This is a genomic window from Stenotrophomonas testudinis (assembly GCF_024499815.1).
Classification (GTDB): Bacteria; Pseudomonadota; Gammaproteobacteria; order Xanthomonadales; family Xanthomonadaceae; genus Stenotrophomonas.
On record NZ_JAMOKY010000016.1, the window covers coordinates 1 to 16,575 of the forward strand.

General features: G+C 66.8%; 21 protein-coding genes, 3 tRNA genes and 1 riboswitch. Of the genes, 17 read left to right on the forward strand and 7 right to left on the reverse strand.

Annotation, left to right across the window (positions count from 1 at the left end):
- The 7 genes from NQ204_RS10800 (at window position 1) to NQ204_RS10830 (ending at window position 2,904) form a co-directional block, all read left to right on the forward strand.
- A tRNA-Gly gene (locus tag NQ204_RS10800) sits at window positions 1–76 on the forward strand.
- 66 nt (window positions 77–142) lie between these two features.
- A tRNA-Cys gene (locus NQ204_RS10805) sits at window positions 143–216 on the forward strand.
- A 120-nt stretch (window positions 217–336) separates the two neighbouring features.
- Window positions 337–903, forward strand: a complete 567-nt coding sequence (locus tag NQ204_RS10810) for a DUF998 domain-containing protein (RefSeq protein ID WP_133249386.1) — start codon at window positions 337–339, stop codon at window positions 901–903.
- Between the two features lie 25 nt (window positions 904–928).
- A complete protein-coding gene (locus tag NQ204_RS10815) occupies window positions 929–1,870 on the forward strand; it encodes an ADP-ribosylglycohydrolase family protein (protein ID WP_116862943.1) in 942 nt (313 codons plus the stop codon).
- A 44-nt stretch (window positions 1,871–1,914) separates the two neighbouring features.
- Window positions 1,915–2,250 (forward strand): DUF4124 domain-containing protein, encoded by a 336-nt coding sequence (locus NQ204_RS10820; RefSeq protein ID WP_256643866.1) that lies wholly within the window; start codon window positions 1,915–1,917, stop codon window positions 2,248–2,250.
- Window positions 2,251–2,481, forward strand: coding sequence for a hypothetical protein (locus tag NQ204_RS10825; protein ID WP_256643867.1), 231 nt, complete (start codon window positions 2,251–2,253; stop codon window positions 2,479–2,481).
- A gap of 153 nt (window positions 2,482–2,634) precedes the next feature.
- A complete protein-coding gene (locus NQ204_RS10830; protein ID WP_256643868.1) occupies window positions 2,635–2,904 on the forward strand; it encodes a hypothetical protein in 270 nt (89 codons plus the stop codon).
- Between the two features lie 29 nt (window positions 2,905–2,933).
- Here the strand turns inward: NQ204_RS10830 and NQ204_RS10835 are convergent, their stop codons facing one another.
- Both NQ204_RS10835 and NQ204_RS10840 read right to left on the reverse strand, forming a co-directional pair.
- The gene (locus NQ204_RS10835) at window positions 2,934–3,698 is read right to left on the reverse strand and encodes a thioesterase family protein (RefSeq protein ID WP_256643869.1); all 765 of its coding nucleotides are present in this window, start codon (window positions 3,696–3,698) and stop codon (window positions 2,934–2,936) included.
- Between the two features lie 62 nt (window positions 3,699–3,760).
- Window positions 3,761–4,846 (reverse strand): alpha/beta hydrolase family protein, encoded by a 1,086-nt coding sequence (locus NQ204_RS10840; RefSeq protein WP_256643870.1) that lies wholly within the window; start codon window positions 4,844–4,846, stop codon window positions 3,761–3,763.
- A 160-nt stretch (window positions 4,847–5,006) separates the two neighbouring features.
- On the opposite strand from NQ204_RS10840, the gene NQ204_RS10845 reads away from it, so the two are divergent.
- Window positions 5,007–5,840 (forward strand): AraC family transcriptional regulator, encoded by an 834-nt coding sequence (locus tag NQ204_RS10845; RefSeq protein WP_256643871.1) that lies wholly within the window; start codon window positions 5,007–5,009, stop codon window positions 5,838–5,840.
- A gap of 4 nt (window positions 5,841–5,844) precedes the next feature.
- On the opposite strand, the gene crcB is transcribed toward NQ204_RS10845, so the two are convergent.
- Together crcB and NQ204_RS10855 are read right to left on the reverse strand one after the other, a co-directional pair.
- Entirely contained in the window at window positions 5,845–6,237 is a 393-nt protein-coding gene (gene crcB / locus NQ204_RS10850; RefSeq protein ID WP_116862948.1) for a fluoride efflux transporter CrcB, read from the reverse strand.
- An 82-nt stretch (window positions 6,238–6,319) separates the two neighbouring features.
- A riboswitch (Fluoride riboswitch) is annotated at window positions 6,320–6,383 on the reverse strand.
- A 37-nt stretch (window positions 6,384–6,420) separates the two neighbouring features.
- Window positions 6,421–6,828 (reverse strand): helix-turn-helix domain-containing protein, encoded by a 408-nt coding sequence (locus NQ204_RS10855; protein ID WP_343238491.1) that lies wholly within the window; start codon window positions 6,826–6,828, stop codon window positions 6,421–6,423.
- A gap of 111 nt (window positions 6,829–6,939) precedes the next feature.
- Here NQ204_RS10855 and NQ204_RS10860 point away from each other — a divergent pair, with 111 nt between their 5' ends.
- Window positions 6,940–7,149, forward strand: a complete 210-nt coding sequence (locus NQ204_RS10860; RefSeq protein WP_116862950.1) for a hypothetical protein — start codon at window positions 6,940–6,942, stop codon at window positions 7,147–7,149.
- Between the two features lie 340 nt (window positions 7,150–7,489).
- Window positions 7,490–7,729, forward strand: coding sequence for a hypothetical protein (locus NQ204_RS10865; protein WP_116862951.1), 240 nt, complete (start codon window positions 7,490–7,492; stop codon window positions 7,727–7,729).
- A 1-nt stretch (window position 7,730) separates the two neighbouring features.
- On the opposite strand, the gene NQ204_RS10870 is transcribed toward NQ204_RS10865, so the two are convergent.
- Complete coding sequence (locus NQ204_RS10870; RefSeq protein WP_256643873.1) at window positions 7,731–8,780, reverse strand: 4Fe-4S dicluster domain-containing protein; 1,050 nt, start codon at window positions 8,778–8,780, stop codon at window positions 7,731–7,733.
- Window positions 8,777–9,064 (reverse strand): hypothetical protein, encoded by a 288-nt coding sequence (locus NQ204_RS10875; RefSeq protein ID WP_256643874.1) that lies wholly within the window; start codon window positions 9,062–9,064, stop codon window positions 8,777–8,779. The genes NQ204_RS10870 and NQ204_RS10875 overlap by 4 nt, the downstream gene beginning before the upstream one ends.
- Window positions 9,065–9,245: 181 nt before the next feature.
- Between NQ204_RS10875 and NQ204_RS10880 the strand changes: the two genes are divergently transcribed.
- Both NQ204_RS10880 and hemN read left to right on the forward strand, forming a co-directional pair.
- Window positions 9,246–9,686 carry a group III truncated hemoglobin gene (locus NQ204_RS10880; RefSeq protein WP_116862954.1) on the forward strand — a complete coding sequence of 147 codons (441 nt, stop codon included), beginning with the start codon at window positions 9,246–9,248 and terminating at the stop codon, window positions 9,684–9,686.
- 44 nt (window positions 9,687–9,730) lie between these two features.
- A complete protein-coding gene (gene hemN / locus NQ204_RS10885) occupies window positions 9,731–11,140 on the forward strand; it encodes an oxygen-independent coproporphyrinogen III oxidase (RefSeq protein ID WP_256643875.1) in 1,410 nt (469 codons plus the stop codon).
- A 13-nt stretch (window positions 11,141–11,153) separates the two neighbouring features.
- Here the strand turns inward: hemN and NQ204_RS10890 are convergent.
- Window positions 11,154–11,240: transfer RNA gene (locus tag NQ204_RS10890), tRNA-Leu, on the reverse strand.
- A 115-nt stretch (window positions 11,241–11,355) separates the two neighbouring features.
- Here NQ204_RS10890 and NQ204_RS10895 point away from each other — a divergent pair.
- From NQ204_RS10895 to NQ204_RS10915, 5 genes are all read left to right on the forward strand, one after another.
- Window positions 11,356–12,384, forward strand: a complete 1,029-nt coding sequence (locus NQ204_RS10895; protein WP_256643876.1) for a TraB/GumN family protein — start codon at window positions 11,356–11,358, stop codon at window positions 12,382–12,384.
- A 66-nt stretch (window positions 12,385–12,450) separates the two neighbouring features.
- Window positions 12,451–12,897, forward strand: coding sequence for a BLUF domain-containing protein (locus tag NQ204_RS10900; protein WP_256643877.1), 447 nt, complete (start codon window positions 12,451–12,453; stop codon window positions 12,895–12,897).
- 109 nt (window positions 12,898–13,006) lie between these two features.
- The gene (locus NQ204_RS10905) at window positions 13,007–14,293 is read left to right on the forward strand and encodes a nucleotide sugar dehydrogenase (RefSeq protein ID WP_256643878.1); all 1,287 of its coding nucleotides are present in this window, start codon (window positions 13,007–13,009) and stop codon (window positions 14,291–14,293) included.
- 43 nt (window positions 14,294–14,336) lie between these two features.
- Entirely contained in the window at window positions 14,337–15,959 is a 1,623-nt protein-coding gene (locus NQ204_RS10910; RefSeq protein ID WP_116862958.1) for an FMN-binding glutamate synthase family protein, read from the forward strand.
- Window positions 15,960–16,043: 84 nt separating this feature from the next.
- Complete coding sequence (locus NQ204_RS10915) at window positions 16,044–16,505, forward strand: GNAT family N-acetyltransferase (RefSeq protein ID WP_116862959.1); 462 nt, start codon at window positions 16,044–16,046, stop codon at window positions 16,503–16,505.
- Window positions 16,506–16,575: the final 70 nt, after the last annotated feature.

A 16,575-nucleotide genomic window follows, 5' to 3' on the forward strand; every position in this document is an offset into this window, starting at 1 on the left:
GCGGGAATAGCTCAGTTGGTAGAGCGCAACCTTGCCAAGGTTGAGGTCGCGAGTTCGAGTCTCGTTTCCCGCTCCAGTTTCGACAGGCCCCATCGCGGGGTTTTGTCATGTCAGGGGCATCGTTCCTGGCCGCAGTACGTTTGGCCTCATGGCAGAGTGGCTATGCACCGGATTGCAAATCCGTTTACAGCGGTTCGATTCCGCTTGAGGCCTCCAATTGAAAAGCCCTGACTCCGGTCAGGGCTTTTTCTTTGGGCCGCCCCCTGCCAAACCGCACTCCTCGCCAATAAGCGCCCCTGCTAACGTCCGCGGTCACACTCAGGAAGAGGGCAGGCAGTGCGCGCGTTGGCAATCCGGCAGGCAATCTACCTTCCCCTCGGCGCGATGTTCGCCGCAATCGCGTTCGGCTTCACCGTGCCCGGCTACAGCTCGCTCTCGCAGCACCTCAGCGAGATGGGCCTGATGCCGGGCCTGTCGGCAAATATGTTGACGGCCTGCATCGCGGTCAATGGCGCGGCCATCCTCCTCTTCAGTCTTGCGCTGCTGGGCTGGGGCCACCGCTTCGCACTCACCGCGCTCACCTCCACACTGTTCGGCGTGGCCATGCTCAGCAACGGGGTGTTCACCACCGGCAGCCCGCTGCACGGCATGTACTCCATCGGCATCTTTTCCATCCTGACGCCGCTGTTGTTCCTGGTAGAGCTCGGTGCCGATGCCTCTAGGCGCATCGCCTGGGTGGCGCGCGCCACGTCGCTGCTGGGCATGGCTTATCTGTGGTTGATGCTGTCCGGTTTCGATCCGCAGCCCTGGCACGGGCTGACCCAGCGCATCGCGCTGCTGCCGGCATTTGGCTGGTATACGTTTGCCGCGCTCGAACTGAGACGGGTGTCCGGGAACGCCTGATGCCGTGTCTGGTTACACTCGGGGCATGAACCAGATCGACAACTTCCGCGGCGCATTGCTCGGACTGGCCTGCGGCGATGCCGTCGGCACCACGGTGGAGTTCAAGCCGCGCGGCAGTTTCACGCCGCTCACCGACATGGTCGGCGGTGGCCCGTTCAATCTGAAGCGGGGGCAGTGGACCGACGACACCTCGATGGCGATGTGCCTGGCCGAAAGCCTGGTGCGTTGCGGTGAATTCGACCCACGCGACCAGATGACCCGCTATGCCAACTGGTATCGCAACGGTTACTGGAGCGCGACCGGTGAGTGCTTCGACATCGGCATGGCCACGCGCGCGGCCATCGACCAGTTCCTGCTCAGCGGGCAGCCGCTGTCGGGCAATGAAGACCCGCGCAGTGCCGGCAATGGTTCGATCATGCGCCTGGCGCCAGTGGTGCTGCGCTATGCCGGAACGCCGGAACTGCCGGCGATGGCCGAGCTGAGTTCGCGTACCACTCATGCCGCGCGTGAATGCCTGGACGCATGCCGTGTGCTGGCGGCTGCGATCGAGCGTGCGCTGGACGGGCAATCGAAGCAGGCTGTGCTGGATCTGCGCGACATCCCTGTGCACGGCGAACGCCTGCAGCAGATCGCCGCCGGGCAGTACCAGCAGGCAAGCCGTGAGCAGATCCGCGGCAGTGGCTATGTCGTGGACAGCCTGGAGGCGGCGTTCTGGTGCTTCCACCGGCACGACACCTTCGCCGCTGCGGTGCTGGAAGCGGCCAACCTGGGCGACGATGCCGATACCACCGCAGCGGTGCTCGGCCAGTTGGCCGGTGCCTTCTACGGTGCGGCCGGCATCCCCGGGGACTGGCTGCAGGTGCTGGCCATGCGTGCGGAAATCCAGATGCTGGCAGACGCGTTGTGTGAACGGAATCGCGTTGCACGGGCTGGCGGGGGCTTTGCCGTTGCCAGAGAGCCGTCGTAGCGTACGAGTCAGCGGGCCACCACGGCCACGGACAGGAGGTCTGGATGAACGCGAATTTCGGTATGGTCCTGGTGCTGTTGCTGCTGGCACCGGGGGCGTCGGCGCAGGTTTACAAGTGCAAGGGCGCATCGGGTGAGACGGTCTATTCGCAGGACCCGTGCGGTGCCGGCAGCGAGCCGATGAAGCTGCGTTCGAACCGCGCCGCATCCGAGAGCGCTGGCGAGGCGTCCAATCGCGCGGCGGTGTATCCCACCACCGGCATGAGCGACGCGGGCATCGCCGAGCGGAACAGCCTGCAGGGGGAGCAGGCGCGCATCTACGGCCCGCTCGAAGCGCGGACGCAGGCCGTCAACCGGCAGGTCGCCGAGCTGGATCGATAATTGGCAGACGCCCGCAGTGCACCTGCTGAGGCCAGCAGCCCACTGTCCACTGCCACGCTCGAATCGGGCATCCGTGCGCAGCTATCCAGCCTGCAGCAGTCGCTGAGTTCTGAACGCGTTGCCGCCGATGCGCAGATGTCCGCGGCGCGCGAGCGCTGTGCGTCCGCACGCCGGGAGCAGGAAGACCGTGTCAATCAGCAGTACGCCACGCCAGCCGGGTCCTCGTCCTGAGGCGGCGCTGACCGGGCCGGGTGGGCGCCAGGTCGTGACGCAATCAGTCTCAAACCGTCACGACATGGCAAAGGGGTATGGTCAAGGTCCACGTCTTCGGGGGCAGCAATGGCAAGCAGGGACATGCAGGACCGCATGCGCGGCAGGCCAGCGATGAGCAGATCCACTGCGGAGGTGCGCTGGCTGACATTCCGGCTCAAGAACGGTCAGTCGATCGGGCCGGATCAATTGAAGGACGGCTGGGTGATCGCGGCCGAAACGCGCCATTGCGGCGTGCGCCGTGAGAGCATCGAAGGCTCGGGCCTGGTCTATGCCCTGTATGGCCCCTCCGATCTGCCATCACCGCGCCGCGCTGAACTGCGCATGCGCGATTTCCTGATGCGCTCGGGTTACACCTTCACCATGGGCACGCTGGACGGCTGACGCCGCTCGCTGCATCTGCGCGGCTGCGCTCAGGGGCGCACGGTCAGCACTTGGCCGATGCTGCCGATCGGGCCACGCTCGTCGTGCAGCACCGTGCTGGTCAGGCCGATGCCTTCGCTGCCGAACGAGACCGAGGTGTCGAAGCCCAGCCAGTCGCCCTGCGGCGTGCCGAACAGGTGCACGGTCAGGTCCAGGTTGGGGAACGCGATGTCCTTCGGATCGGCGCGCACGGCCATGCCGTTGGACAGGTCGAACAGGGTGGCGGCGCGTGCCAGCGGGCTCACCGTCTCGCCGTCCAGCAGCGCCTGCTTCGCGCGTGCCCAGTAGGTCGCACGGCCGGGGCCGTGGTCATCGCGGCGGATCTCCACGTTCTCGATGAAGCCGCCCGGCCACACCGTCGCCGGGTCCCATTCGGGCATCGTGTCGGCAGCCGCGATGCGCGTCAGCGGGGTGCCGGCAATCGCCGCGGTATCGTTCGGGCGCATCAGCCACGCACGCACGCGCAGGGCGGCGCGATCCTGGTGGCTGAGGGTGGCTTCCACCAGTTCGATGGTGCGGCCGCCGCGCAGTACCTGCACGTGTGCGTCCATCGCTTCGATTGGAATGGTGCCGAGGATGTCGTAGGACAGGCGGCCGATCAGGAAGCCGTGGCCGCGCGCGGCGGCGTCGCGTTGCAGGTGATGCGCGAGCAATCCCATCGCTGGGGCGATGTGCTGCTCGTTGGTGTTCCAGGCGCCGCCCACATGTGCGGTCGGCAGGTAGCGGGTGTCGCTCAGTCGTTCGAAGAAGGCCATGGGCTCACAGGGCAATGGAATGAGGTACGCGACGCGCGCTGCGCCGTGCCTCCATCGTAGCCTCAGTGCGCGGAAGCCGCCTTCAGTGCGTCCACCACCTGTGCGCCGGAGAAGCCGCAATGGCCTTCGCCGACGGGAGGCAGTACATGCAGTTTCGAGGCGCTGCCTGCACGCGCTGCCAGCTGTGGATACACCGTCTGCATGCGCGGAACGATGCTCGGATCGCCATGGTTGAACTGGATCACCAGTGGCCGTTGCAACGCGCCGTTGAGTGCCAGACGGTCGCGCACGTACGCCTGCCCAGCGGCACTGGCCTGCACGCGTTGCACGCCCGCGTTGAAGGCTGCGTCGTCACCGAAGCCGCTGTAGACGATGCCGATGTTGCCGGCGGGCATGCCACCGGCGCGCTGTGCCAGTTCGTGCAGGACCAGCGCATGCAGGCTGATCGCACCGGCCAGTGCATCGGGTGCGACCTGCAGGCGCGTAGCGAACTGTGCGGACTCTGCCGGACGAGTCGCCAATGCGGCAGCGATGCCCTGGTACAGCGCCATCTGCGGCAGCGCGCCGGCCTCGCTCGACAGCAGGCCGCCGGCCGGCAGGCCTTCGGCCTTGGGGAAGAAGTAATCAAAGGCCGCCAGGGTGGTGAGCAGGTCCCGGGCCAGCACGTCGCCTGGCAGGTTGGCGCCGCACAGTGAAATGCCACCGGCATAGCTCTGCGGATGGCGCTCCAGGCTGGCCACGGCGACCGCGCCGCCCATCGAGAAGCCGAGCATCCAGGTGTGGCGCACGTGCGTGAGTTCGTCCAGCGCGTGCTGGCGCAGGCGCTCCATGTCGGCCACCGCATCGGCCACTGCCCAGCCCTGGCTGGAATAAGCACTCTGGGCGACGGCGTAACCGGCATCGAGCAGTGCCTGGGTGCTGTCTGCAGCCGCCATCGGCGTCTCGCGCGGCACGCCCACCGGCTCATAGCCATGGGCCAGCATCACCAGCTCGCCATTCCACTGTGCGGGCACATCCAGCCGCCAAGGTGCGCCCTGCAGTTCACCGCTGAGCGTGCGCGGCGCTGGCGGCGCTGGCGGCGCGGCCGCGTGCAGGGTGCTGGTCGGAAGCAGACCGATCGCCAGGTTCAGGGAGAGCATGGCGTGCATCGCAGTCATCCGTGCAGGGGTGCGCCGAGCATAGGGCCTGGGGGGGCACGCGCGCTGCGCTGCCGCAGTGTTGGGCAGCATCGCGGTTCTCGCCGGCGTACCGACGAATTCGATACGATGGGTCGCATCAACCATCACCTGTTTGATCCGGAGTCCTGCCATGGTCGACCGCCTTGCCATCCTGCTGGAACGTTTCGCGGTCAGCGCCTCGGTGTTCCATGCCGGCGCGCTGTGCGGCATCAACAGCCTGCCGGGCGAGGATGAGGCCGGCCACCTGCACCTGGTGCGGCGCGGACCGGTGCAGGTCACGCATGGCCAGCACACCGTGCAGGTGGATGTGCCCAGCCTGCTGCTGTACCCGCGGCCGATGCCGCACCGCTTCAGTACCGACCCGCAGCACGGGGCCGACATGGCCTGCGCCAACCTGCATTTCGAAGGCGGCCGGCTCAATCCGATCAGCGCGGCGTTGCCCGATTTCATCTGCATGCCGCTGACGGATCTGTATGGCGGCAGCGCCGCGCTGGATCTGCTGTTCGAGGAAGCCTTCGAGCAGCGTTGCGGGCGCACGGTGATGGTCAACCGACTGTTCGAGGTGGTGATGATCCAGGTACTGCGCCAGTTGATGGAAGGTGGGCAGATGCGCGGCGGCCTGTTTGCCGGGCTCGGCCACCCGCGCCTGCGCCTGGCCCTGGTGGCCATGCACGAGGCGCCGGCGCAGGCCTGGACGCTGGAGGACCTGGCCGAAACCGCCGGCATGTCGCGCAGCGTGTTCGCCGCCAGTTTCCGCGAGGCGATGGGGACCACGCCGGGCCAGTACCTGCAGGGCTGGCGTGTCGGCCTCGCCCAGCAGGCGCTGCGCCAGGGGCGGCCGTTGAAGCGGATTGCCGACGACGTCGGTTACGGCAGCGAAGCCGCGCTGTCGCGTGCGTTCAAGGCGCACACCGGGCAGTCGCCACGGCAGTGGCGTGAACAGGATCGCGCCAGCGCCGCCTGAGTGCTCAGCCCAGCGCGAGCCGGGCCAGCTTCATGCCGCCAAACAGGCCGGCCAGGCCAAGTGCGACCGAGCCGCCGGCATACAATGCCGCCAGCCCATGCTGGCCGCGCTGCAGCAGCAGGCCGATTTCCAGCGAATAGGTGGAGAAGGTGGTGTAGCCACCGAGGATGCCGGTGGTCAGCAGCAGCCGCAGTTGCGGCGAGGCGCCATTACGCAGGGCGAAGGCCTCCACCACCACGCCCATCAACAGTGCGCCGCTGATGTTGATGAGGAAGGTCGACCAGGGCCACGGGCTGCCCACGGCGACGCGCGCGCCGAGCAGGTTGCAGGCATGGCGCAGGCACGCGCCTGCGCCGCCTCCCAGGAAGACCAGGACATAGTTGTTCAATGCTTGCATCGCTTGCCTCGAGTGCTGGTTCGCAGGATCGACGGCGTACGCAATGGCGGGCACGGCCTGCCATCGACGAACGCCGGGTTCGTCAACAACAGGAGCCATCAGCCATCTCAGGCGGTTATCGGGGGAGCCCCATCCCCATCAACGCCCATGCTACCAGCGCGACGCGGCGCTGGGCAGGATCTGTCAGGGCAGGGCGGTGGCCACCACGCGAGCGACCTTGCTGCGGCTGATGCCTTCGCGCAGCAGGTCGTTGGCCATCAATCCCAGCGATGCCTGCCGGCGGAGGCCGACATCAAGCCCGCGTCGGTCCAGGATGTTGGCCACCAGTTCATAGGCGGTTTCCCAGACATCCAGGTAGGCCTCGCTGGGCAGGTACATGTAGGCCGTGCCGCGCTCGCCCACTGCGCCATCGACCGGGCCGAACAGCAGTTCGCGCGGGTCCATCTTCACCGCATCGGCGATTCGGAAGAGTTGTTCGGCTTTTACGTGGTCGGCTTTGACGTTGTCGTTGAGCCAGTTGCTGATGGTGGCCGTAGTGCTGTCGGAGGCGCGGGCAAGGTCGGCCGGACGTGGGTGCCCGGCGTTTTTCATTGCGGCGGCGAGTCGTTGTCCAAGAGTATTCATCTATGCAAGCCAGCTTAACGCGTGGATTCAAAAGAATCCTTGCCACCAGAATAAGTCTGATGACGAAAGAGATCGAAAATGGACGAAATCTGGTGCAAGCGTCAGGTGCGCATCCGGCTGGGCCTGGAGACCGACGCCGAGCTGGCCAGGCTCTTTGGAATCAGCCGATCCGCTGTCTCGCAATGGCCTTGCGACTTTCCGATCCCGCCGCTGCGGCGCTACATGCTGCAGCAGCGCTATCCCGGTCTGTTTCCTGCCGAAAAGAGCGATCAGGTGAAAACCATCTAAGTAATGACAGAAATTGTCGCTGTCAGCGTGCTTATTCCGATTTGTTAAGCACGCTTATCGCCATAGTTGAATTCGATTGAAACAGGCGCGGCAGGGGCGAGATGGAATGCGTATCGGGCGAGGATGTCGGCTTTGGCGCGACGGCGGGGCAGGGTAGTCCGATCGCTCAGATCATGAACGATTAATAATTTCAATCACGAAAGTCGCGCCATGTCATTGACCTGTCGTGAAAATTATGACTAATTGGCATCAACCGGTTGTGAAGACCGGGAGTCATTCAGTACCACGCACGTCGATCGGTTGACCGTGAACGATGCAGGACAAGTCCAACGGAGGTCGTATGGAATACGGCATGCATGGCTTGGCTGAACGGGTACGCCGCGAACTGGAAGCCAGTTATCACAAACACGGATGCGGTCCGGCGTTCTGGGATACCTACCAGCAGGTGCTTGATCGTCTGGTTCCGCAGGGAACCGAGCGTACCGAAGTGACCAACGATCTGGCGCTGATCATCGAGCAGCTCGGCATCGTCCGCCGTGCCCAGCTGGTGCCGCCGGACGGCAGCAGCCGCCCGCGTTGAGTCAGCACAGGCGCCAAGCGCCGCACGCCAGCAGGGCGGCCAGCAGGGACGCCAGCATGGTGGTGCGTGTGCGCCACCGGCGTGGCGCCTGCCCGGCCATCACCTGCGGGCTGCAGTAGCGCACCAGTCCGGGGCCGAAGCCGGCGCGGTGCTGCTGCTGCGCGGACGCTTCCAGGCAGGCACCGCACGCCAGGCAATCGGCCTGGGGCCCATGGCGGATGTCCAGCTGCATCGGACAGGCCGTCACGCAGGCCGCGCAGTCGGTGCAATCCCCCAGCCGGTCCGCACTGAAGGTGGGCATCGGCCCCGCCAGCAGCGGATGCGCGGCACGGAACACGTAGTCCTGCGCAGTGACCGGGTCGAGCAGGCCACGGCCGCGCGCCTGCACGCCGCCCAGTGCGGCGGGTCGTGCGCCACGGGGTTCGCCGCGGGGAGCGTCGTACAGCATGCGCGGGGTATGCGGATCGGTCAGCAGCGGCTGCAGGCGCGCGAACGGGCACAGCGAGCGGCATACCTGTTCGCGCAGGAAGCCGGCATTGCCGTAGGTGGCCCCGGCATAGAACAGCACCCAGAACACTTTCCACCCGCTCCAGCCGCTTGCGGCGGGCAGGCCGAGCAGGCCGTGGATCGGGCTGAACAGGCCGACGAAGGTGATGCCGGTCCACAGCGAGAGCAGCACCCAGCACAGTCGGGTCGAGACCGTGGCCGCGCGCGGGGGCAGCCTTTGCGCCAGCACGCGGGCGATGCCGTCAAAGGCGCGCATCCACAGCGTCTGCGGACAGGCGTGGCCGCACCAGACCCGGCCGGCCAAGTGGGTCAGCAGGGCCAGGCCCACGGCAAGCACCGCCAGCAGGCCCAGCAGCATGCCGAGGTCATCTGGCCATAGCGTCCAGCCGAACAGATCGAAGCGGCGTGCCGCGAGGTCGAGCAGGAGCGCCTGGCGTCCATCCCAGCGCAGCCAGGGCAGCACGTAGAACAACGCCAGCAGCGTGGCACTGAGGGCGCCACGCCAGCGCCAGGGGCGTGGCAGGGAGGGCGCGGCGCAGCTCATCCCAGTGGCAGCTCATCGTCGTCGCCTTCGTCGATCGGGCGCAGCAGGTAGCCGGTCATCGCACTGGACAGCGCAGTGACTGCCCAGAACATGAAGAAGCCTGCGGTGTAGCCCAGCTCACGGCTGATCGCGCTGCCCGGGAAACTGATCGCCTGCAGCCGCAGGGGATCGACGAAGGCGAAGAACACCACGCAGGCCAGGCCGGCGGCGATGAAACTGGGCCAGAGGACCGCGCCCCAGTGCTGGATCAGCCGCTGGCGGCGGCCGGAAGACGATGTGTTCATGCTGTCCCGGGGCTGAGGAAGAGGGCGGCGCGTATACTTCGCGGTGGTCGGCGCAGCATCCGCAGGGCATGCGTCGTGCAAGCGCGTCAGCCTAGGCGGGCCTGTCCGCGCCGACATTGATCTGGATCAACAGCGGCCGCCGCCGCCTTCGGCACACTGCCGATCCGTACTGGGTAACCCGATGAACGCACCATCCCCGACCGAACTTCCCGTCGCCTCGCTGGCGCTGTGCAGCGAAGAGGAAGTGACCCGCCTGGTCCACGATTTCTATGCGCGGGTGCGCGAGGAAGAGCGGCTGGGGCCGGTGTTCAACGGGCACGTCCATGAGTGGCCCTCGCACCTGGCCCAGCTGGTCGATTTCTGGTCGGCCATGCTGCGCGGTACCCGCCGCTTCAGTGGTTCGCCGATGTCCAAGCACATGGCCATCGACCTGGACAAGGATCTGTTCGACCGCTGGCTGGTGCTGTTCCACAGGACCACCGCCGAGTGCGGCAACCCGCCGATGCAGGCGCTGGCCGACGACGTGGCCAAGCGCATCGCTGAAACCTTCTGGCGCCGCTACCAGATGCTGCGCTGGCCGCAGGTGGGCCTGCCGGTGCTGGGCGTCTGCGGCCAGGATTGATCCAGGTCAAGGCGGGGGCGCCGCGCCGGCGCGATGCTGGCGCCATGGACACGTTCTCTCCCGCTGCTGGTGGCCTGGCCTGGACCTTCGACCCTGATCTGCTGCGCCGGCATGACCGGCCGGGGCCGCGCTACACCTCCTATCCGACCGCGCCGCATTTCCACGATGGCTTCGACGCGCCGGCCCTGCGCCAGGCGATCGCCGACAGCAACCAGACGGCGCGCGCGCTGTCGCTGTACGTGCACGTGCCGTTCTGCTCCAGCCCGTGCTTCTATTGCGGCTGCAACCGGGTGATCACCCGCGATCGTGGCCGTGGCCACAGCTACGTTGCGCGGGTGCTGGCCGAGGCCGACCTGCTGGCACCGCAGTTCGATGACGGGCGCGAAGTGATCCAGCTGCACCTTGGCGGCGGCACGCCCAATTTCCTCGATGCCGAGGCCATGACCACGCTGGTGGAAGGGCTGCGTCGGCGTTTCGATTTCAGTGACTCGTCAAAGCGCGATTTCTCCATCGAGCTGGATCCGCGCTTCATCGATGCCGGTGACGTCGCGATGCTGGCACGCCTGGGCTTCAATCGCGCCAGCCTCGGCGTGCAGGACTTCGACCCGCAGGTGCAGGAGTCGATCAACCGCGTGCAGGGTGTGCGGCAGACGCTGGACATCCTGCGGGCCTGCCGTGACAGCGGCATGCGCTCGGTCAACGTCGACCTGATCTACGGCCTGCCCGGGCAGAGCCTGGAAGGCTTCGGACGCACCCTGGAGCGGGTGCTGGCGCTGCGCCCGGATCGCCTGGCGGTGTATGGCTACGCGCATCTGCCGCACCTGTTCCGCGCACAACGGCAGATCGACGAGAGTCGGCTGCCCTCGCCGGAAGACAAGCTGGCCCTGCTTGGGCTGGCAGTCGAACGTCTTTCCGCGGCGGGCTACCAGTACATCGGCATGGACCACTTCGCGCTGCCCGAGGAGGACCTGTCGCGCGCGCAGCGCGCCGGTCAGCTGCACCGTAATTTCATGGGCTACACCACCCACGCCGACACCGATCTGCTTGGCCTGGGGGTCAGTGCCATCAGTCACGTGGGCGCCACCTACAGCCAGAACCCGCGCGATCTGCCGTCATGGGAAGCGGCAGTTGACCAGAGCCAGCTGCCGGTCTGGCGCGGGGTCGCGCTCAGCGAGGACGACCAGCTGCGCGCCGAGCTGATCCAGCAGCTGATGTGCCAGGGCGAGGTGGATGGCCATGCGTTGGCCCAGCGCCATGGGGTGCGCTTCGAGGAGTACTTCGCGCAGGATCTGCAGGCCGTGCAGCGGCTGCAGCGCGATGGCCTGGCCGAGTACAGCGATGGGGTGGTTCGCGCCAGTGAGCCGGGGCGGCCGCTGCTGCGGCTGCTGGCGATGTGCTTTGATCCTTATCTGCGCGTTGCGCAGGAACAGCCGCGGTACTCGCGGGCGATCTGAGGCGTGTTGCGCGTGGTGCCCGGAGCCGGAATCGAACCGGCATGGGGTTGCCCCCGGCGGATTTTAAGTCCGATGCGTCTACCAGTTTCGCCATCCGGGCCTGCAGCGCGCGCCGATTGTAACGGAATCATCGCCGCTGTCGGCGGATAACGTGGCCTTTACGCAGCCGGCTGCGGCGCTGGTTACAGTCCGCCCATTCTCCCGGGAATGGCGACATGCACGCACGTGGCAGGCAGTGGATGCAGTGTGGGCTGGTGCTGGCCATGTGGCTGGCCGCAGGGCCCGTGTTGGCGCAGCCGGCACCACCGCCTGCGGGATCGGACGCGGTGGTCGATCTGGACACCGTGCAGGTCACCGGTGAACAGCCGGGTCCCGGCCTGTGGAAAGTGACCGGCCCGCAGGGCCATGTGCTGTGGATCCTCGGCACGGTATCGCCGCTGCCAGCGCGCGTGGAATGGCGGTCGGATGACGTCGAACGCACCATCGCCGGTGTCGATCACGTACTGGGCGATCCGGGCTTTGGATTGGACGCGAAGATCGGCTTCTTCAAGGGGCTTACCCTGCTGCCGCTGGCGAAGAAGACCGCGCGTGATCCGCAGGGGCGCACGCTGGACCAGCTGCTGCCCGCACCCACCTATGCGCGCTGGTTGGGCCTGAAGCAGACCTACCTCGGCAACGATCGCAGCGTGGAAAAGGAGCGTCCGCTGGTAGCCTCCGGCCGGCTGTACCGGGCCTTCCTCAAGCGCAATGGCCTGCGCGACAGCAAGCAGGTCAAGGACGCACTGAAGCGCGTCTACAAGGCGCACGACCTGCAGCCGGAAGATGTGCAGGTGAAGCTGAAGATCGACGACATCCGTGGCGCGCTGAAGGAGCTGCAGGCGTCGGAAGTGGATGACCGCGCGTGCTTCGAACGTACTCTCGACACGGTGGAGTTCCAGGCGCCGGTGCTGCGCGAGCGCGCCAATGCCTGGGCGCTGGGCGATGTCACCGCGTTGAAGCGCCTGTCCTCCTCGACGATGGCGCAGAGCTGCAGGGAAATGCTGCAGGACTCGGAGTTCGTGCGCCGCCGTGGCTGGAGCAACCTGCCGCAGCAGGTACGCGCACGCTGGTTGCAGGCGGCCGATGCTGCGCTGGCCAAACATGCCGGCACGTTTGCAACGGTGCCGGTCAGCCAGCTGCTGGGCGAAGGCTATCTGGAAGAACTGACGCAGCGCGGCTACGTGATCGAGGCGCCGCCGGAATAGCCAGCGCTTGAAGTCCCCGTGCTTCCTGTCATATTTCCCCGTATCAGGGGTAGGGGAGTGGTGGAGATGGCGTTGCATGCGTTTGCCTATGTCAGTACGGCCAAGGAAGGGCTGGACGTGCCCGATCTCGATGCGCTGCTGGCCGACGCGACCGCCTTCAACCGCATGGCCGGCGTCACCGGTGTACTGATGTTCGATGGCACCCGCTTCCTGCAGTACATCGAAGGGCCGCGCGATGGCGTGGCATCGGTGCATGCGCGCATCCTCAATGCGCGCCGTCACGGCAGCGTCGCCGAGCTGGCTGCGGGGGCCCTGCAGTGGCGCTGGTTCCCGCGCTGGACCATGGCCAACCGCATGATCGATGCGGCCACGCTGGACGGCATCGTGGCCGCGCCGTGGCAGGGTTTCGACAACGGGTCGCCGTCGTGCAGCCACGGTTTTGCGTTGCTGCTGGAGGCCTGGACCGGAGGCCATGGCGAACTGGAACCGGCCGCGGTCTGCCTTGGCTCCTGAGCCCGGCGTGGCCTGTCGTCACCGGGGCGGTTAACCTTGTGGGCATGCTTGCCTTCACCGCGGAAACCCGGATGACCCAGACCCTGTCGCTGCCCACGGGGCATCGCCCATGAGCGCGCCCATCAGCGCCGCGCAGCAACCGCTGCCGGCCGTGATCGGGTTGGGCTACGTCGGCCTGCCGCTGGCCGTGGCGTTCGGTCGTCATGTCCCCACGCTGGGTTACGACATCGACGCGGCACGCATCGCCGAGCTGGGCAGCGGCCAGGACCACACGCTGGAGATGGAGCCGGAGGAACTTGCCGCGGCCGTGCAGCTGCGCTACAGCAGTGACCCTGCGCAGCTGGACGCCTGCAACGTCTACATCGTCACCGTGCCCACGCCGATCGATGCGTACGAGCAGCCGGACCTGGAGCCGCTGCGCTCGGCCACGCGGCTGGTGGCCAGCCATCTGCGCGCAGGCGATCTGGTCATCTACGAGTCCACGGTCTACCCGGGTACCACTGAGGAAGTCTGCGTGCCGCTGCTGGAAGAGGGCTCGGGACTGCGCTTCAACGAGGATTTCTACTGCGGCTACAGCCCCGAACGGGTCAGCCCGGGGGATCGCCAGCGGCGCCTGGCAGACATCCGCAAGATCACCTCCGGTTCGACCCCGGCGGTCGCGTCGGTGGTCGACGGCCTTTACCAGCGCATCATCGCCGCCGGTACCTTCCCGGCACCGTCGATGCGTGTGGCCGAAGCAGCCAAGGTGGTGGAGAACATCCAGCGCGACGTCAACATCGCCCTGGTCAACGAGCTGGCGCTGATCTTCGACCGCCTCGGCATCGACACCCAGGATGTGCTGGACGCTGCGGGCAGCAAGTGGAATTTCCTGCCGTTCCGGCCCGGCCTGGTCGGCGGCCACTGCATCGGCGTGGATCCCTATTACCTGCTGCACAAATCCGAGAGCGTGGGCTTCCACCCGGACCTGATCCACACCGCGCGGCAGGTCAACAACCGTGTCGGCGAACACGTCGCCACCCGCGTGCTGGCGATGCTGGCCGAGCGCGGTCGTGCGGCAGCGCAGTCGCGCATCCTGGTGCTGGGCGTGACCTTCAAGGAGGACTGCCCCGACCTGCGCAACAGCCGCGCGCTGGAACTGGCCCAGCGCCTGCAGTCGGCCGGCGCACAGGTGCAGGTGAGCGACCCGTGGGTGGGGCCGGCGGCCCTCGCTGATGCCAACGTGCACTGGGTGGCCGAGCCGCAGGCCGGGCAGTACGACGCGGTGGTGCTGGCGGTGGCCCATGCCAGCTTCAAGGCGCTGGATGAAGATGGAATCCGCTTGCTGCTGGCGCCGGGTGGGCTGGTCTACGACGTGAAGTCTGCCTGGCCGCGCAACGTGGTCGACGACCGCCTGTAGACACGCGCACGTTAGACTGGGGCGGTTGCAATCGAGGAACGCCATGCACCGGTATATCGTCTACCTGCTCGCCATCCTGCTGTTTCCCCTGTGCCTGTGGTTGGCCACGATCTGGCCGGCCTGGTACTGGGGTGTCGGTCTGACCGCCGCGATGGTGGCACTGGGCACCTGGGACCTGCTGCAGAAGCGCAGCACCCTGCGCCGCAACTATCCGGTGATGGCGCACTTCCGCTACGGGCTGGAGTCCATCGGCCCGGAAATCCGCCAGTACTTCGTGCAGAGCGACCTGGAAGACGTGCCGTTCTCGCGCCAGCAGCGTGCGCTGATCTACCAGCGCGCCAAGAACGAGATGGACACGGTGCCCTTCGGTACCCTGCGCAGTACCTACGCGGTGGACTACGAGTGGATCAACCACTCGCTGGCACCGACCACCATCGCCGCGCATGATTTCCGCGTGCTGATCGGTCCCACCTGCGCCAAGCCCTATTCGGCCAGCGTGTTCAACATCTCGGCGATGAGCTTCGGCTCGCTGTCGGCCAACGCGATCCGCGCACTGAACGACGGCGCGCGTCGCGGCGGTTTCTACCACGACACCGGCGAAGGCTCGATTTCGCCGTATCACCGCGAGATGGGCGGTGATCTGGTCTGGGAAATCGGCTCGGGCTACTTCGGCTGCCGCGACGAGAAGGGCGGTTTCAGCGAGGAACGCTTCATCGCCAATGCCACCCACGATCAGGTCAAGATGATCGAGATCAAGCTGTCGCAGGGTGCCAAGCCGGGACACGGTGGCGTGCTTCCGGCGCCGAAGGTGACTGCCGAGATCTCTGCCACCCGCGGCGTGCCAATGGGCGTGGACTGCGTGTCACCGTCGCGCCATTCGGCGTTCTCCACGCCGGTGGAACTGCTGCAGTTCGTCGCCCGCCTGCGTGAGCTGTCCGGTGGCAAGCCGGTGGGCTTCAAGCTGGCCATCGGCCACCCGTGGGAATGGTTCGGCATTGCCAAGGCCATGCAGGAAACCGGCCTGCTGCCCGATTTCATCGTGGTCGATGGTGCCGAAGGTGGGACCGGCGCGGCGCCGGCCGAGTTCGTCGACCACGTCGGCGTGCCGATGCACGAGGCGCTGCTGCTGGTGCACAACACCCTGGTCGGCCTGGACCTGCGCGAGCGCATCCGCATCGGTGCGGCCGGCAAGATCACCAGTGCCTTCGAGATCGCGCGCACCATCGCACTCGGCGCGGACTGGTGCAATGCCGGCCGCGGTTTCATGTTCGCGCTCGGCTGCATCCAGTCGCTGAGCTGCCATACCGACAAGTGCCCGACCGGCATCGCCACCCAGAACCCGGCGCGCTGGAAGCATCTGGATGCGCCGGACAAGGCCACGCGCGTGCACAGCTACCACGAGCACACCCTGCATGCGCTGAAGGAACTGCTGTGCGCGGCCGGTCTCAATGACCCGGCCGAGTTGGGGCCCGAGCACATCCTGCGTCGTGTTTCGCCGGTCGAGATCCGTTCGTTGTCCTCGCTGTACCGCTACCTCGAACCGGGCGAGCTGCTGCACAAGGTGCCGGACCACGCGGTGTTCCACTCGTTCTGGGCCGAAGCGCGCAGCGATTCGTTCCAGCCGCCGCCGCGCATCCAGGCGCTGCGCGCGAGCAAATCGCGGTAACGGTTGTGTAGAGTCGAGCCATGCTCGACTGCCTTTCGATCTACAAAAGCAGTCGAGCATGGCTTGAATCTACATGGAGGGATCATGCAGTTCAGGACCGGCACGACCGATGACGTGGCCACGCTGTGGGCGCTGCGCACGCGCTGCGTGCGCGAAACCTGCAGCAGTCATTACCCGCCCGAGGTGATCGCGCCATGGTCGGCCTCGCCGCCACCGGCACAGTACCAACGCCTGCTCGCTCAGGGCGGTTGTGTGGTGGCCGAGGACGGGCGGGGCGCCCTGCTGGGCTTTGGTGTGTTCGATGCCGTCGGCAACGAGGTCGATGCGCTGTTCGTCGATCCGGACAAGGGCGGGCAGGGCATCGGCCAGGCGCTGATGCAGCGCCTGCTGGCACTGGCCGATCCGGCGCGTGACGTGGTGCTGTCGGCCTCGCTCAACGCCGTGCCGTTCTATCAACGGCAGGGCTTCATCGCCGGGGCCGAGGAAGCCTATCCGCACCCCAGTGGCGTGGCCCTGGCCTCGGTGCGCATGCACCGCGCCGTGTAGAGCCGAGCCCATGCTCGGCTGCATTTGCCACACGAGCAGAACAGTCGAACATGGCTCGACTCTACAGAAG

Excerpts from the sequence above, each read along its gene's own strand:
- NQ204_RS10905 (WP_256643878.1), top strand. The coding sequence starts at position 13,007 with ATGAGCGCGCCCATCAGCGCCGCGCAGCAACCGCTGCCGGCCGTGATC.
- NQ204_RS10815 (WP_116862943.1), top strand. The coding sequence starts at position 929 with ATGAACCAGATCGACAACTTCCGCGGCGCATTGCTCGGACTGGCCTGC.
- NQ204_RS10895 (WP_256643876.1), top strand. The coding sequence starts at position 11,356 with ATGCACGCACGTGGCAGGCAGTGGATGCAGTGTGGGCTGGTGCTGGCC.
- NQ204_RS10855 (WP_343238491.1), bottom strand. The coding sequence starts at position 6,828 with ATGAAAAACGCCGGGCACCCACGTCCGGCCGACCTTGCCCGCGCCTCC.
- NQ204_RS10870 (WP_256643873.1), bottom strand. The coding sequence starts at position 8,780 with ATGAGCTGCGCCGCGCCCTCCCTGCCACGCCCCTGGCGCTGGCGTGGC.
- NQ204_RS10845 (WP_256643871.1), top strand. The coding sequence starts at position 5,007 with ATGGTCGACCGCCTTGCCATCCTGCTGGAACGTTTCGCGGTCAGCGCC.
- NQ204_RS10915 (WP_116862959.1), top strand. The coding sequence starts at position 16,044 with ATGCAGTTCAGGACCGGCACGACCGATGACGTGGCCACGCTGTGGGCG.
- NQ204_RS10875 (WP_256643874.1), bottom strand. The coding sequence starts at position 9,064 with ATGAACACATCGTCTTCCGGCCGCCGCCAGCGGCTGATCCAGCACTGG.
- NQ204_RS10865 (WP_116862951.1), top strand. The coding sequence starts at position 7,490 with ATGGAATACGGCATGCATGGCTTGGCTGAACGGGTACGCCGCGAACTG.
- NQ204_RS10910 (WP_116862958.1), top strand. The coding sequence starts at position 14,337 with ATGCACCGGTATATCGTCTACCTGCTCGCCATCCTGCTGTTTCCCCTG.
- NQ204_RS10860 (WP_116862950.1), top strand. The coding sequence starts at position 6,940 with ATGGACGAAATCTGGTGCAAGCGTCAGGTGCGCATCCGGCTGGGCCTG.
- NQ204_RS10820 (WP_256643866.1), top strand. The coding sequence starts at position 1,915 with ATGAACGCGAATTTCGGTATGGTCCTGGTGCTGTTGCTGCTGGCACCG.
- NQ204_RS10840 (WP_256643870.1), bottom strand. The coding sequence starts at position 4,846 with ATGCACGCCATGCTCTCCCTGAACCTGGCGATCGGTCTGCTTCCGACC.
- NQ204_RS10900 (WP_256643877.1), top strand. The coding sequence starts at position 12,451 with ATGGCGTTGCATGCGTTTGCCTATGTCAGTACGGCCAAGGAAGGGCTG.
- hemN (WP_256643875.1), top strand. The coding sequence starts at position 9,731 with ATGGACACGTTCTCTCCCGCTGCTGGTGGCCTGGCCTGGACCTTCGAC.
- NQ204_RS10835 (WP_256643869.1), bottom strand. The coding sequence starts at position 3,698 with ATGGCCTTCTTCGAACGACTGAGCGACACCCGCTACCTGCCGACCGCA.
- NQ204_RS10880 (WP_116862954.1), top strand. The coding sequence starts at position 9,246 with ATGAACGCACCATCCCCGACCGAACTTCCCGTCGCCTCGCTGGCGCTG.
- crcB (WP_116862948.1), bottom strand. The coding sequence starts at position 6,237 with ATGCAAGCATTGAACAACTATGTCCTGGTCTTCCTGGGAGGCGGCGCA.
- NQ204_RS10830 (WP_256643868.1), top strand. The coding sequence starts at position 2,635 with ATGAGCAGATCCACTGCGGAGGTGCGCTGGCTGACATTCCGGCTCAAG.